Origin of the sequence: Rhodovulum sp. FJ3, assembly GCF_032918305.1 — a bacterium.
Taxonomy (GTDB): domain Bacteria; phylum Pseudomonadota; class Alphaproteobacteria; order Rhodobacterales; family Rhodobacteraceae; genus SAT37.
Map to the genome: position 1 here is coordinate 504,199 of NZ_JAWJUU010000002.1, position 15,206 is coordinate 519,404.

10 protein-coding genes and 1 pseudogene are annotated in these 15,206 nt (G+C 53.4%); 4 read left to right on the top strand and 7 right to left on the bottom strand.

What is annotated here, in order from left to right; genetic code table 11:
• Positions 1–164: 164 nt before the first annotated feature.
• Genes dcm through R1W00_RS07555 form a run of 3 tightly spaced genes read left to right on the top strand, consistent with a single transcriptional unit; the run spans position 165 to position 2,313 of the window.
• Positions 165–1,439 (top strand): DNA (cytosine-5-)-methyltransferase, encoded by a 1,275-nt coding sequence (gene dcm / locus R1W00_RS07545; RefSeq protein ID WP_317262118.1) that lies wholly within the window; start codon positions 165–167, stop codon positions 1,437–1,439.
• Entirely contained in the window at positions 1,439–1,900 is a 462-nt protein-coding gene (locus tag R1W00_RS07550; protein WP_317262119.1) for a very short patch repair endonuclease, read from the top strand. The genes dcm and R1W00_RS07550 overlap by 1 nt, the downstream gene beginning before the upstream one ends.
• A gap of 11 nt (positions 1,901–1,911) precedes the next feature.
• Complete coding sequence (locus R1W00_RS07555; protein ID WP_317262120.1) at positions 1,912–2,313, top strand: hypothetical protein; 402 nt, start codon at positions 1,912–1,914, stop codon at positions 2,311–2,313.
• Positions 2,314–2,315: 2 nt separating this feature from the next.
• Here R1W00_RS07555 and R1W00_RS07560 read toward each other — a convergent pair whose 3' ends face one another.
• From R1W00_RS07560 to R1W00_RS07575, 4 genes are read right to left on the bottom strand one after another with little or no spacing between them, the layout of a single operon-like run.
• On the bottom strand, positions 2,316–4,439 hold the full coding sequence (locus R1W00_RS07560; RefSeq protein ID WP_317262121.1) for an AIPR family protein: 2,124 nt from the start codon (positions 4,437–4,439) through the stop codon (positions 2,316–2,318).
• Between the two features lies 1 nt (position 4,440).
• On the bottom strand, positions 4,441–5,385 hold the full coding sequence (locus R1W00_RS07565; protein ID WP_317262122.1) for a PD-(D/E)XK motif protein: 945 nt from the start codon (positions 5,383–5,385) through the stop codon (positions 4,441–4,443).
• Complete coding sequence (locus R1W00_RS07570) at positions 5,375–8,128, bottom strand: Z1 domain-containing protein (RefSeq protein WP_317262123.1); 2,754 nt, start codon at positions 8,126–8,128, stop codon at positions 5,375–5,377. Before R1W00_RS07570 ends, R1W00_RS07565 begins: the two co-directional genes overlap by 11 nt.
• 1 nt (position 8,129) lies before the next feature.
• Positions 8,130–9,617: an ATP-binding protein gene (locus R1W00_RS07575; protein WP_317262124.1), complete on the bottom strand. Its 1,488-nt coding sequence runs from the start codon at positions 9,615–9,617 to the stop codon at positions 8,130–8,132.
• Positions 9,618–9,779: 162 nt separating this feature from the next.
• Between R1W00_RS07575 and R1W00_RS07580 the strand changes: the two are divergent.
• Positions 9,780–10,697, top strand: a pseudogene (locus R1W00_RS07580) (IS5 family transposase); the annotation flags it as partial.
• 712 nt (positions 10,698–11,409) lie between these two features.
• Here R1W00_RS07580 and R1W00_RS07585 read toward each other — a convergent pair.
• The 3 genes from R1W00_RS07585 to R1W00_RS07595 form a co-directional block, all read right to left on the bottom strand.
• The gene (locus R1W00_RS07585; RefSeq protein ID WP_317262125.1) at positions 11,410–12,792 is read right to left on the bottom strand and encodes a hypothetical protein; all 1,383 of its coding nucleotides are present in this window, start codon (positions 12,790–12,792) and stop codon (positions 11,410–11,412) included.
• Between the two features lie 277 nt (positions 12,793–13,069).
• Positions 13,070–14,074, bottom strand: coding sequence for a hypothetical protein (locus R1W00_RS07590; RefSeq protein WP_317262126.1), 1,005 nt, complete (start codon positions 14,072–14,074; stop codon positions 13,070–13,072).
• Between the two features lie 279 nt (positions 14,075–14,353).
• Entirely contained in the window at positions 14,354–14,944 is a 591-nt protein-coding gene (locus R1W00_RS07595; RefSeq protein WP_317262127.1) for a hypothetical protein, read from the bottom strand.
• Between the last annotated feature and the right edge of the window lie 262 nt (positions 14,945–15,206).

The following is a 15,206-nucleotide window of genomic DNA, read 5'->3' on the forward strand; positions in this document are numbered from 1 at the left end:
GCTACTCCCGAGCGCTTCCATCACCAAGCAATCTAGCTTGTTGAATGTGTGTCAACAGGATGCTTGCGCTTTGATTAGTTCTGGATAAACAGGACGTCTGTTGAGATATTGCGTCCGCGGACATCAAGTACCGCCATTAATGCCAAGTACAATCGAGCGTCCAATTGAAAGATATCCCTGATATTAAACGCAAACTCGCCGAGGCTCGGAAAAGGCTTGGAGTTGACTATCGTGTGATGGCGACGCTTCTCGGCCTTGGGCCGCAGGGGGCAGAAAAGGTTATGCTTTGGGAAAGCGGAAAAGGGGGCAAGATTCCTCCCACCAAGCAAAAGGCCATCGAGGCTCTTCCTGAGGATATCCCGTACATGGATACTAGGAAGAGGCCGCCTTTCAGGTTCATTGACCTGTTCGCCGGCGTAGGGGGTATAAGGCTTCCTTTCCAGGAAGCTGGCGGAAAATGTGTTTTCACAGCCGAAATCGACAAGCATAGCAAAGTTACTTATGCCGCGAACTTCGGTGAGGTTCCTGAAAAGGATGGTGACATCACCAAGTTTACTGCTTCGGAGATTCCGGAGCACGATGTGCTCCTCGCAGGATTTCCTTGTCAGGCATTCTCCCAGGCCGGGAAAAAGCAAGGTTTTATGGATACGCGTGGAACTATGTTTTTCGAGATCCAGCGAATTTTGGCAATGCATCATCCTAAAGCTTTCTTGCTGGAGAACGTCAAACAGCTGAAGGGGCATGACAAACAGCGCACACTTAAAACTATCATGGCTATCCTTCGCGGCGAAGCCTCGGTCGAAATTCCAGATGACGTCCAGTTGACCGATGAAGCTCGCGCAAGTCTCGGGACGAAGTTTGACTATGATGTGGGATATGAAGTGCTCCGGGCTCGTGATTTCGGAGTGCCTCAGATCCGTGAGCGCATCTACATCGTGGGCATCCGTCGTGAGACTGGCGCACCGGCTAATCACGAACGGATTAACGGGATGTTCCGCAGGGTGATCGAGAATTACCAATCCAAAGTGCCACTTAAGGACATCCTTATCGATGATCCGGAACGCACAGCGGATTTCACAATTTCGGACAGGCTCTGGACAGGGCACAAGGAGCGGCGAAAACGGAACCGCGCCAATGGGAAAGGGTTCGGATATAGCTTGTTCGACCGCACGTCTGAATATTGCAGTACGATCAGCGCGAGATACTACAAGGATGGGAGCGAGATCCTGATCGACCAGTCGGAATTGGGTCGTAATCCGCGCAAGCTCCTACCCGAGGAGGTTCGTGCTTTGCAGGGTTTTCCGGATGATTTTGTGATCGACCGCGTAGGAAACTCACAGCTTTACAAACAGTTCGGGAACTCGGTCGCAGTTCCTGTGATCCGTGCGATTGCATCGGAAATGCTGGATGAATCTAGAATCAGGAGAAGGAAGGCCTGATGGCCGATATCGTGTCTCGAGATGTTCGCAGCCGCATGATGGCCGGTATCAAGGGCAGGGACACCAAGCCTGAAATATTGGTCCGTCAAGTTCTACACCAGGCCGGTTACAGGTTCAGGCTTCATCGAAAAGACCTTCCTGGGCGCCCCGATCTTGTCCTGAGCAAACACAAGGCAGTGATCTTCGTGAATGGCTGCTTCTGGCATGGACACGAAAACTGCCATCTATTCCGGCTCCCGAAGTCGCGGCAGGATTTCTGGGAAGCAAAAATCTCCAGCAATCAGGCCCGCGACTACCGCAAGCAGTTGGAACTTGGTGGAGTTGGTTGGCGGGTTGGTGTGGTCTGGGAATGTGCATTGAAAGGCAAATGGGCATTGGATCAAGAGATCCTCCTGAGGAGCCTGGAAGATTTTTTACTCGGAGACAAGACGTTCGCCGAAATGCGCGGAATACAGCATTAAAGGAGACAGGAATGGGAACCGTTTTCGATGATATGCTTGCGGACAACGATCGAATTCTCGTTACCGTACCGGCTCAAGCTAAGGTCATTACATTCAGCAACAGCGGAAGGGGCGGGAAGCGCAACTGGTTCGCCATGACAACTGAACAGCTCAAAGGCTGCCTAGAAGATATGCTGGAGGGTCTGGACGCGTTTCCATCGGTATACGAGGAAAAGCTGTGGCGGGAGCTATTCAAAGTCCATTTGACCGAGGACGTAGCCCGAACCATGGGGGCGGTGCAGACGCTTCCGCTTTTCGAGGTCTTGGCGAAAGTAATCCATTATTCGAATGGTTCCGGCCCCAGATCGTTCAAGACCATCAACCTCGAGCCGAATGCAGTGCGTCAGGCGATTGCCATGCTCGAGCGTCCCTGAGCCTATTCCGCGGCCTCCAGCGCTGCGTGAGTGTATCCAAGACCCTTGAGCTTCTCGAGGCATCTCAGGGCCGTTTTTGCCTGATGAGCCGACGGAATCTTTGACGGTATCGCTGCACAGATCGACAAGACCCTGTCATCCATTGGCGAAAGGGCCTTTTTTTCGGAACCCCAGTTCAGGACATCCTGCCAGAAATCCGCACCTACTTCGATGATCCAGCTCTCGCCGATCAGGTCTTTCGTGAGCTCTCTATCTTCCCGAGCATCCTGCGCTACCGATCTGACATCTTCAGGGTTCACTAGCGCGTCCAGAAACGCGTCCGGATACTCGAGTTCGCGGTCCTTGAGCGTTTTCCAGCAGGCCTCTTTTTTGGCCCACTCGCCGATATGGCGCATGCCTGCGACCGGGTTCAGGATCACTTCCTGTGCCTCGCAACACGCGATGTCTAGTGCTGCGGCGAGGCTGGCCAGATTCCGCTGCAGTCTCCAGACACGATCCAGATCAATTGCCTTGTTCATTTCGGTTACATCCGAGACCACTTTCGCGAGCCCGTATGTGACGATGTTGGCGCGGTAACCGCCCTCATACCACGTTTCGGCAGCAGCGGAGACAAGCTTTTCCGTAGCGCGGAAAACAATCGCTTTTGAAACGAGGCGTTTGTACCATGTCTCGTCAAATGAAACGCCTTCCTTGCCCCACCTGGTGCCGATGCTTTTCGCAAAATTCGCAAAGTTCTTCTGAGCGCCTAGGCTGACAATATGCGGCTCACACCGGAACGAGTTCTCGTATTTTGCGAGATCTGTTTTGGTGAAATGTCCGGATCGAGGATACGTCCCATCAAATTTCTTGCGTTCTGCCAGTGTCTTGTTTCCTCGCGCGTCGGCATATTGACCGCGGGCACGTTCATAGAACCACTTGGTGTCCTGAAATCCGGCCTCCCCTGCCGGCGCATAGATCTTGCGCGAGAATTCTTCCATGCGGATGTGGAATGGGTGATTGGAAAAGAAGTCGGCAGCGTTCACCTTGTTCTGGGTGTTCGCGTATTCCGAAATCTTGGGGACGACGTCTTCGGACTGGCCTTTCGGAACGATGTTCAGCTTCATCTGCACATAGACGTTTTTGAGCTGTTCGGAAGCAGTCTTCATCGCGGCATGGAGGGATGCCGTAGTCTGGCCACCGTTGACGATCTGCAGGTTTTCCACGCTGGACAGGACAAGGCCATCAGCCGTTTTGGATATTTTCACAGCATCTGCCGTTGCGGTGATCCCGTTGTTGTAGGGAAGGAACATGTGCGGCTCTTTGATAATCGTGTCGCGAATGCCGCGGTTCACGTTGCCGCGCGCCTGCAGGAAGGAGCGCACGTTCGACTCCAGAAGGCGGGCTCCCCATTTGTTATAGATGTTCGCCAGTTGGTCGCCGTTTATTACGGCCAAGTAGCTCTCAAGCGCCGCATCGCTACCGAAGGCCTTGAGAATTGGGATGCTCCCGCCAAAATCCTTTTCAAGGTCGATCACAAGATCTTCGCGGGCCTGGCCCTGTTCTACATACTTCCGAAGTCGTTTTAGATCCCAAACGTTGTAGGTAACGTTTTTGCCGTCTACCTCGCCCGCCGAAAAGGCATCGACCCGTGCCTTGGTGGAAGCGGTTGTGGCGATGATCAATTTGATGCGGTCAATCTGTGACCACTTGCGTGCAATGAGGTCACAGAGGATCGCACCGTCACTAGTTTCTTCGATCGCGTCGCGGAACTCTTCGCTTCGCGCGGCCCGCAAAAACTCCACCAGTTTCCCGAAGAGGCTCTTGATTTCAGGTGAGCCCATCTCGCGGACAGTGTCACTATACCTGAAATCTGTCAGGATCAGGCTTAGAGTACTGTCTTCATGCTCGGTCCCGATGCTGTATCCTGTGACAGCGATTGACTTGGTGAGTGTGCGGGCATCCTCTATCCGGCGGCGCTTCCATTCCCCTTCGTGTCTGCTCCAGGAAGGCGTATCGATTTCGCCAGCCTCGTTGAGCATGTCGCCGATCAGTTCGAAAAAGCTCTCCTCCTGAAGAGCCCCTTCTGATGTTGCGGTACCCATGATGTCGGTCTGGAACTGCTGGTGGAACTCCTCAAGCCCATCCATTTCAAGCCTCCCCTGCTAAAATTGCCGGTTCAAATCCAGAGATGAAATGTACGCATTCGGCGAGGTCGATTGCGTAGGTCACGTTGTGGACGCCGCTAGTGAGAGGAGGTGTTATCCGAGGGAAACCTTCGGCCACTTCGAAGGTCCGGCTGGCGCCCACTATCCAGCGTCGCTTTTCGTAATCGTGACCGCGGTCATATCCGACCGCTTCCAGACGCTCTTCAAGAACATCAAGACAGTGAGGATAGTCATCGAACAGAGCAATTGTGTTGTCCACGTGTCCGTGGAGATTGTCTCCCTCCGGAATAACGGCGCTGTCCACGTCGTAAACTCTCAGAAAAAGCTGGCGTCCGGCTACCTCGGAGAGCTGGTCTTCAGAGGAAATCCGGACATATGGTTTGGCTGCACCACGCCGCGCTTTTACCTCGATGCAGGCTGCAGGAAACTCGAAGTCCTTTGCTGCGCCTTCAGGGCCCGTCCAGCCTTCTATCGCTGTTTCCGGCGATACATGCGTTGCGATTTCACGAAGGAAGGCCAGCTCGCCGACCAGTCCGCGCTGCTCTTCCTTGCTGAGGCCTTGGGAAGAGCCACCTTTAAGCAGGAAATGCCACCGCCGGGTTCGCCTGATGACGCGGTCAAGTGCGACCGTCTGATCGGGCGCACCTTCAGCGGCTTCGACAATATCACGGCATAGCGTTTCAAAAATTTCTCGATGAGTGCTGTCGAGAAGCGATATGACCAGCGCCTTTCCATTCACTGTTCTGAACCGAACATCAATGTTCTTGAGCGCAGGGAGATCGGACGCCGTCCCTGTTTCGGGCTTGAGGCCCATCAGCAGGGCAGGTGCCTTGTTCTCCACCGTGGCCCAGAAGAAGTCGTGTTTCCCGTGCGCGTCCACCCGGCGCATGTTTCCTTCTGTGAGTCCTTTCCAGGGATCATTGCTCATATGCGTAATCCTCTTCCTCGTCAGTGTCCGGATCACCAAACAGTTCACGCTGTTTGGTGGTGTTAATTATGTACTCGACCTTCTCGTCCGCACGTGCGGATTTGGGGAAACTTATGGCCCAGGCCACCACAGGTTTGTCCGGGAAGTCCTTGTGGTCAGAAATGTGCGCGTTTTCGGGCTCCTTGATCTCGACGAGGTAGAGAGCGATCAGCGGGCGTTCTCTAACTTCACGGTATATCTTCCCGGGATAGTTCACTTTGGTTCCGTTAGGCAGAGATCTGTCCACGCGATGGGCAGCTTCTGTTTCGAGTGCCAGTTCTTCCGGAATGCCAAGCCGCTCGACGCCGCGAGAAGATACCCGCATCTTAGAGCCGCCAATTGACATAAATCCGCGCTGCAGATCGAACGCACCGATTCTCCGGGTGATCGGCACAATGGGCCAACCTAGCGACTTGTCTACGGCTCCAGTCTTCAATGTCGCGATATGCACATCCCACTCGGCAAGTTCGTCGCCCTGCCTTTTCCGGATGTAATTCCGGATCGGATCGATCTGGGTCGTAATGCTCTCGTCGGCATTCACCCAAGCCAGAAGGAAGTCGTCGACAGTCTCGACCGGCACCGCTTTTAGTAGGTATCCACCCTTCACAGTCTCCGTATTTTCCTGTGAGTAGCCGTTCTTCCGAAGTCTTGAAACAAAAGTCTCTGCGGCAGCCCTATTCTTCTGCAGATCTTCTGCGTTGGACGTGAGCCTTGCCGTTTCGACAAAGTTCGAGGATAGGCCGATCGATACTGTCTTTTTGCCGGAGCCAAGCTTGTTTCGAGCGGTGACCATCAGTGCGGAGGGGTGGCTTCGGACAGCCAGGCCAAACTGTTTGGGCGTTGCTTTTGCGCTTTCCATAAGCCGGAGTTCTTGATGTAGCTCCTCGGTTGCGGCCGCGATGTGCGCGTACCAGGACACGGCTTCGCGGGGCATCCAGATCCGGCAAAGATCGTCGTAGCCCATTCGATACCCGAACCAGCGGCCCATTTGCATGAGTGTGTCGTACATCATGGTATTCCGGAGGAACCAGGTGGTGGTCAGTCCTTCGAGGGTCAAGCCCCGCGACAACGAGAACCCACCAACGGCAATCACAGTGATGCCCTGTTTTCCAGACGTGGAGTAGTCGAGGTCGTTGCGCGAGCTGTTGACCTCTACGACCTTCGCCGATGCGACGGCTACATGGAGAGCCGCGCGAACTTCCGGCCAACCAAATCCGCTGTCCGAGAACTCCTCTGCCCAGATTGCTTTGAGCGCCGCAATTTCGGGGTCCCGGTCTGCTGCGTCACCCTTTGCGCCGTTCACTCGAAGGGAATTCTGGATATTGTCGAGAACCTCGTGAAGTCGAATGCGCAAAAGCCCTTGAACTCGTGTGAAACGGCTCGCGTTGACCAGCATCGAGGCATGTTTGTCGGCTTGACCTCGCAAGTTGCGGATAGTCCTCGCAACGAGAAACGCTCGGAGTGCGTCCGTCAGTGAAACCGGCAACTCGTTCAGTTCATGATCGATCTTGTGTTTGACCGGAAGAATATCGTCATTGTCGTCGATGTAGCGAATGAACTCCGGGTCGCTATCGTCTTCGGGGATGCCCTCGAGGAAAACTTTGCTACCTCCGAAATAGTTGGAGGGCGCGTCCAGTCCAATGATGAAATCTCGAGGGAACAGATCCTCGCCCAACATGTCGTCTTCTTGGTCGGGGTCGATGAAAATGTTTGCGAACGGAGTCGCGGTATACCCTACGTAGCAGCTGCGATGAAACAGGCCGAGGAGCTCGCGGATCTGTCCGTTGATCCGCGTGACTTCTTTCTTGCCGTATTTGGTGTTGATCGACGCATTGTCGGCTTCATCGTCAATGAGGAGCATCGGTTGGCTGATCATTTCCTCGTCGCCGTGCGAGCTGTTCTCTTTCAGCCAGTCAATAAGGTTGCCCAGCGTGCTGTAATTCTTTTTGATCACGAGAACGACGGGAACCTTGTAGGAGTCGATTCGGCTCTTGTTGGTGGTCGCGATCGCTTTCTTGAAATCGTCGATGGTCGTAGTCAGGCTGACCGGTACATTGCGATCATCAAACAAACCTACGCCGACACACCTGTCGCTCTTGCCGCCCTTATACATACTACCAGTGTCGCGACCTATGAAGCCTTCGTCGATCCGCTGCTGGGTCTGGTTCCGCAGGTTGTTGTGAATCCCGGCGATGACGATGACCAACCTGTAGCCGGCATCCGCCGCCTTGCAAATCAGGCCGGTGTAGTTTGCGGTCTTCCCGCTCTGAACGTGACCTACCACCATCCCCTTGCAATTCCAGGCCACATTCTTTTGTGGGTTGCCCATCCTTCCGAGTGTTTTGTCTGTGATATCATCTAGTTTGATGACCACATCTTTCGGTAATCCGGTCCGGATCAGGTGTTCGCGGTAGCGTTTCCAGTAAAACGGATCGATGTTCTGTTTGGCTTCGTCGAGCCAGGGTTCGAAGTCCTCGCTGGTTACTACCGCACCGAGCCCCATGCTGATCCCGTTGCGCTCCTCGAATTCCCTGGCGAGGATCTCTTCCTGATCGGGCGACACAGCCTTGTATCCCATTGCAGGCATGACCGAGTTCAGGGTACTGATCAGTGCCCGCAGCTCGTCGGCTGTTTTCTTGTCCGAGCTTACAAGGGCCTGCGAAACCTGCGCATCCAGAATCTCGTAATTGCTGATTTCGCTCATGTCAGGCGTCTTCCTCTAGGTACTTGTGAATAATTTCTTGTGTCCGGTCCCAGTGGGCCCGGAGGACTACATTGTTTTTCAAAAGCTCTGGAATGGTGTCGGAGGAAATTCCTCCCTCGAGAAGACTTGTAATAAGAGCGCCGACCTGAAGGCTGAGTGCTTCGTCATCAAGGTGGTCGCTGGCCACTTTTTCAGCGCCACCGATAATATCGGCATGGATCGTTTCCACAGGAAGCGAAGACCCGATAAGGCGAATACATGCATCGAAATCGCCCTTCAGATCACCACTGAGACGGTCACGAAATTCGCTTAAAACAGGGTGCATAAGGTCAGGTCTGAAAATGATTTTGTCATTCTGCAAGACGCGGTTCCAAATGGGAAGCTGATCTTCGGCAATAAGTTTCCGGCCACGGCGCGTGTAGGTTCTTTTGGAAGTTGAAACAAAACGCTCGACGATTGTCTTTAGTTTGTTCCTCACCGTGGGCGGCAGTTGTGCTGATGCTTTTTTGACATCAATTTTCCAGTCAGAATCCATGGAGTTTGGGATGTCGACGGCAATTCGGCAAAGCTTGGTGGATTCAGTTTGTCGGGCAAGCCCGAGCCAACCTCCAGCAATGATCAATCTGTCGGCACGGTAAATATAGAGACCTTGCGATCGTTGATGCCCCTCTGGTCCGCCAATTTCATCCCACTCCTGTTGGGACATTTTTTTATGGTGGGGCAGGGTGACGCATTTGAAGCTCACAACTCCCTTGGCCAACTTCAGGTATTCCTCGGAGTCGAGTTGTCGTGCCGGATGCCCCTCGGCAAAAGGATCGATCGGGTCGAGTTTGACATGGTTCAGGTAGAGGGAGACGCGTGCGGGCGAGCCACTCAGGTAGCGATGGAATACCAGCCTGAGATGACGTTCAGCACTGGTCAATGCCGCGTTAAGAGTTTGCGTTCGCCTAGTGCCGTTGTTTTTATACCCACCATCAAGGCGGTCCAGTTTTTTCCACACAACGATTGTGCCCGTGACCCCGAGATGCTCTGCGGCGGGGACGCTGGCAGGATCGTCGAGTATGGCGGCCGACCACTTGTTGGTCACACCAACGCGATCCAGGTCCCAGGCCGCCGCAGTCGTTTCTCCATCCTTACGAGCCACAACAATAAGCTGGCGACATTGGGAAAAACTTGCACTCTTCAGGCCGAGTCCAAAGCGGCCGAGATCTTTCGCGTTCCGCTCGTCTCTAGGGTTTTTAGTTCCGGGCCTCAGGGCTTCGAGGAGTTCCGCCTTGGACATCCCTTGCCCATTGTCGGAAATTGCGATCCAGGGATCCTCTGAAGTGGTGTCTGCAAAAACATCTATGCGCTTGGCGCCGGCTGTAATCGAGTTGTCTACGATATCAGCCAAGGATGTCTCCAGGCTGTATCCGAAATCTCGGAGACCTTCGATCAAGCTCGCTGCGTGCGGCGGAAGCTCTATTTCCTGTGATGCGGAAAAATCCATAAATGGGCATCCATTGGATAACTAATACAACGTTAACGAACCTGTCCCGGAACGAGCGCACGTGCAAGAAGATTGCCCGTAAATTGCAGGGAAACGGGCTTTGTTGCGCAACGGCCGGGTGAGGGATTCATCCCGCCGAGCTAGAAGACCAAGAACTGGCCGGACTACAATGAAGCGCTGAAGCTGCGCGGCTCCCTTACGATCTGGTTCGACTCGGACATGGCCTGGGTGCAGCCGTCGACGGGCAAGCGAGGCAGGCAGCCACAGTACGGCGATGCGGCGATCCAGACATGCCTGACGATGAAGGTGCTTTTCGGCATGGCACTCCGTCAGACGACCGGGTTCGCGGAGAACTGTCTGCGGCTCGTCGGTCCCGACTGGACGGTGCCGGATTTGAGCACGCTGAGCCGACGACAGAAGACTCTTACCGTCACCATCCCCTTCCGTGGCTCGCAGGAGCCACTGAACCTGCTGATCGACAGCAGCGGCATCAAGGCGGAGGGCGAAGGCGAATGGCACGCCCGCAAGCATGGCGGCGCCAAACGCCGTCTGTGGCGCAAGATCCACATCAGCGTCGATGAACAGACGCTGGAGATCCGGGCCATCGGGGTCACCGGAAGCCACATCGGTGACGCGCCCATGCTGCCTGAGCTTCTTGACCAGATCCCCGCTGATCTGGAGATCGGTTCAGTAACGGCAGACGGAGCTTATGACACGCGCAGGTGCCATGGCGCTGTCGCTGAGCGCGGCGCCGATGCTGTCATACCGCCAAGCCCTGGAAGCCATCGACGACCGGCGCGATCGCCTGAAACGAGGCGCTGCGCGCATCTAAATACCTCGGCCGCGCCATCTAGCGAAAATAGAGCGGATACCACCGCCGAAGCCGCGCCGAGACGAAACCTCTCGGGACACTTCCTGCGGAAATACCCTGCCGGTCAGTGGATGCATTGCCTGAAGCTGCTGGGGCAGAGCCTCATGGCGCGCGACTTCGATCGCCAGGTCGCCAAAATTCAGATCCGCGCCACCGTGCTCAACCGCTACACTGCACTCGGCATACCTGTCACCAAGCCCGTCGGATAAGTGAGGCTATGGAAAGGGGAGGTCCGGACTTCAGGCCTTTCGCGCGACAAAACCCACGATGGCCACGTATAAGGATCAGCGTCGGTCATTCCAGCGCTATCGAAAGAACTCTCACTGGGTACGCATTATAACGTTTGATTAAGTCTTGGAGATGTTGAGGAACCTATTGGGGTCACTTCAAACAGCGAAGCCTAGCTAACGGCGAAGAGCTGCGGTCGAGGCGATCCAGTTTTTTTGGGTTGAAGAGGTTTCTTCATCACCCTCACAACAGTATTGGCAGAGCCCGGCTATTAGACTTTAAATTTGTGCATGATGGCGGTTCCGGCGCGCCTGCAACAACACTCAAAAACCAAAAAACCCCTTAAGTCATAGCGACTTAAGGGGTTTTTATGGCTCCGGCGGTAGGGCGCGCAATACGCAATCAATACCACTGAAAACAAACAATTTTTCGCTCCGAATATCTCCATCGACTCCGGATGTGTAAGAGTCTGTGCCATACCTATTGCTATAGAGCAAGATCTTAGCACCTACGGCTGCATATCTTCTTCCGCAGCATCAGAGGGCCCCCGAATCTGGTTTCGGATTACATCGCCGAGCGCTCCATCAATATCTTTGCCAACGTTCACAGCTATGGAAGTTTCTTTGAGGGCTACCACCACCTTCGTTCGCCAGTGCGAACTCCAATTCATGTGCTTTGTCTGACATAACGTACCTATTTTTCACCACCCTCTTCAGTGGCGCTCTCGGGTGAGCCATTGGGCCGATTTTTCGTTGTCTTCGATGCGACGGCGGTCCCTGCAAGAACAGAAAATGCGTTCTTTCGTTCGCTAACGAAATCTATCAACTTATTTTTTACATCTGGGACTTCTGCAAAAAATGCTTTGATTGTCGGATTATCGAGCGCTTCTTGCAGTGGAGAGCTGTGGTCGACCTGCGAAACAAAACGACTGGGCAGTTCATCAAGTCGGGTCAGGGCTGAGCCAAACAGTTGCTTGGCAAACTCCTGATCAAGATTGACAGCTTCCTTCCGGTAACCTTCATAGGCCTTTGAAATAGAAGCTTTGAAAGCATAGTCCTCTGCCAGCTTGAAGCTTTGCCCAATGTTTTTTGTTGAAAGCCATGCAAGCCAAATGGGGCCACCCACCCCCAGGAAAGTGACCAAGAGATTTAACAAGATAACGGATGTCTCCGCGCTGTTGCTCAAAAGACTCTCGTATGCTTCGAGCCTGAAATACCCGATCCCAACGGCGCAACCAAGGGCTACCGCCAGCAAGAAAACCCAGAACCAGCCAGTCATGGTTAGCGACTTTGATCGTGCTTCAAACGCGCCAGCGAGACCTGCGGAGGTGGTGATGCGGTAGTTTTCATTACATCTATCAACGAGTTGCTGTGATTGGTCCGCCAGCAAAGTAGTATCGTCGTGCAAACTCTGGACCTTTGAGCGAACCGTTTCGGTCTCATCCAAGTTGTTTTGAATGAGAGCTGCGTTTTTCTGTGCTTCTTTCAATAGCTTTCTGAGTTCGCTATTGTTGCGTCGCAGTTCTTCCATGTCGGTGGGAAGCTGCTCAGCAGCATCGTGTGCCGTTTCGATGGCGACAATCTTTTCCTGAAGGCTTTCAGTTCGCGGGCTGAGATCCTTGATACGCTTCTCAATACTGCCAATTTTTCTTGAAAGATCTTTGGGAATATATCCCTTCGCTTTGACTTTGTCCCAGTCCACATCGGCAGGTCGAGTAGGGAGATAGGCATTGCAAAACAAGAGAAACTCAAATGTAGAACGTGCTACCGAGATCTTGTCACTTGTGAAGTTAGTAAAATCAACTTTCTCGGCTTGACTGGCCAACGCACTCCAAAACTTGAGTTCTTCGGTGCTTTCTGATCCCTCTTCATCGGCACCAAAATTTCGAATTCTGTCTGCGATATCTCGCGCAAGCAAACATGCATCTTCGGGTGCTAATCCCGGCGCATTCCAGCTTTGCTCCTTAAAAGTCGTGGTTTTTGAAATGTGTGGATACCAAATTTTTTCGACACGATCTGCAATGCCTTCAAAGGCGACCGCAACGTCTTCAAAAGTTTTCATAATACACTCGCTCATATCAAATGCCCTGAAGATCTATATCAAGCAAAATGCCTGAATAGAAAGCCCCCCGATGGGATTCAGCATAAGGTTGTGGTTGGCAATATGAGTAAGCGGGTGCAAGTCAGCCTCAAAGTTGTCAAACTAATTTTGGAGATATTGAGACAGTCCCATCTTCCGTTAGTCCAACACGTTAAACTAACGGAGATCCCTACATGACCGCACAGATCATCAACATTGGCCCAGAAATCGAAGCTGCAATCCATGCGGGCCAGCTCATCAAAATTCGGTTCAACTAACGGGATACACCTTGGCCACTTGCGATCCTGATTTTGCGAACAGTTTTGGCAGCCCGCCTGATTTTCTCCTCTTGTTTGTCAAGCGCGGCCGCACGGCTGTCAGCAGAGCGCTCAAAGGCTGTTTTCCACTCTGACAACGCCTTTTGTCCTGCTTGAAGCTCCGCCTCTCTCCTCGCCAACGAACGCGCCTGTGATTCATTTTCGGCCGCTTGTCGCTTGTTACGCTCTCGTGCCACGCGGTCTGCGTTCGCGAGCACCCTTGCATTGGCACGCAAGCGTTCGCGGTCTTTCTTCAGGCCATATTCCTCCGGTTCCAGTCGATCTTTTTCAGTGAACTTTTTTCGTTCCGGCGGCATGGCTTCGGAGAGCTGCATTTCTTCACGCAAATATTCAAAGAAAGCATCCTGCAACGCTGACCCTTGCGCTCGTGTATCATCGCGGGGAATGGGCTTGCCTGTCGTACGGTTTATGATCGCCTTGCCCGATTTCTTGTCCGTTTTCACATATCTTGCTCGGGCCTGCTCTTTGGAGAACTTAGACACGCTGGCTTTCTTGACGACGCGCCCATCTTTGTAGCGAAAATCGTATTTCGGTAGCAGGAAGACATCGACTGTGTGTCTGCCAGTTTCGTCGCGGTCGAGGCGAGCAGCAAACACGGCATCGCCGCCATGAAACTCATTCAGGAATGTCACAGCATGGTCGAGCATCCGCTGTTGCTGTTCCTTATCCGCCCCGTTGATAAGGTCTGTCGGAAACTGCACAAGCGCGTGGATGCATGCCGTGCGGCCCGACTGCAGGACGCCTTCCATGTGTCGTTTGCGGGCCTCTGTCAGATCCAATGTGCCAAAGACGAGCGGGGCTTCGTCCCTCACACGTCGTTTTTGGCTGCTTTCGTCTTCCCGTTTCCCGTGTTTCTCCGCGCGAGTGAGATCTGATGGTTTCAGCGCCTCTTGCCGCACCGCCCCAGACTTTCCCGCATTCAGTTTTTTGCCGTTTCGCATGGGGATCAGGTAAGGCAGAAATTATCCGATTCAAAAATCGGATAACCCGCTAACCCTTTTGCTGCGCGCAAAAGGCGGGCCCTCCGGGGGTGCCGCTGCGCTATCTTCAGCCGGGGTTTTCGATTTAGGGAACACGGTCCAGATGCGAGTAGAAATCGCCCTCTTTAGGAAGCGTCCTTCTGGCCACTCGCTGTCTTTGTGTAGCATCCGTATCACGACGTCTGTGTAGCCTGGGCGCGATCCCTCTTGGACAAGTAACACCGCGAAGGTGATCCCGCTTTAATCAGCCCATTTTTGCAGTTGGGGGCGTAGTTGCCGTTCGACTTGGCTGGGGACAAGTTTCGGCGGGATATAGTTGTCTCTCCACACGTTGTTCTCGCTCGGTCCGATCAGTCTAAACTCAGGAATTCGCTTCTTGCGGTGAAGCGGGATCTGTGCGAGCGACGCACCGCCAAACACCCCATGACACAGAGCGAGTTCGCTGGCGTCGATCAACCCATAGACATCCATGTCTGCCATTACGTCAAAGAAGTTCTCGGAGAACCGCCAAGTCAGGTAACGGCCATTTGACGCAATTTCGAGATAGTCGAAGATGCCGGGAATGGCGACCAGCTCGGCAACGGGTTTGCGCAGAAAGCGGCTTGATCCGGTTTTGGATGCGAACCCCAGCTCGCGGAGTTCTGAAACGAAAACGAAGTGATCTTGAGGTTTGTCGGCTTCATACAGAATAGTCGGCCAAGACTCGTTGGTTTGGTCCTGAAGGAAAATGAGGGCGAACAAAAGTTTGGCGGTTTGCGCCGAGAATTTGGATAGCTTGATGATCTCTGCAACATTGTCTGAGATGCGGAATTTCGTGTGGGTGTAGCGCATTTTCACGTTCCTTTCTTGGTAAGTGGAACATGGGAACGTGGGCGTTGGGACAAAAAGATTTAGATGAAGTTTTTCTGCGCGAATGTAGATGTGGCCGCCATCCCTGCGAAAACACCTGCGGAAGTGATGTTGTAAGTCACCAGATCCGACGCAAAACCTGCATGCATGACAATTTTTATTCCTTACAGCATTGATATAAAACCGAAATATATACACGGAAATAAGAAAACTTTGAAATCCAGAAATAGGGAAATGGCAGTGC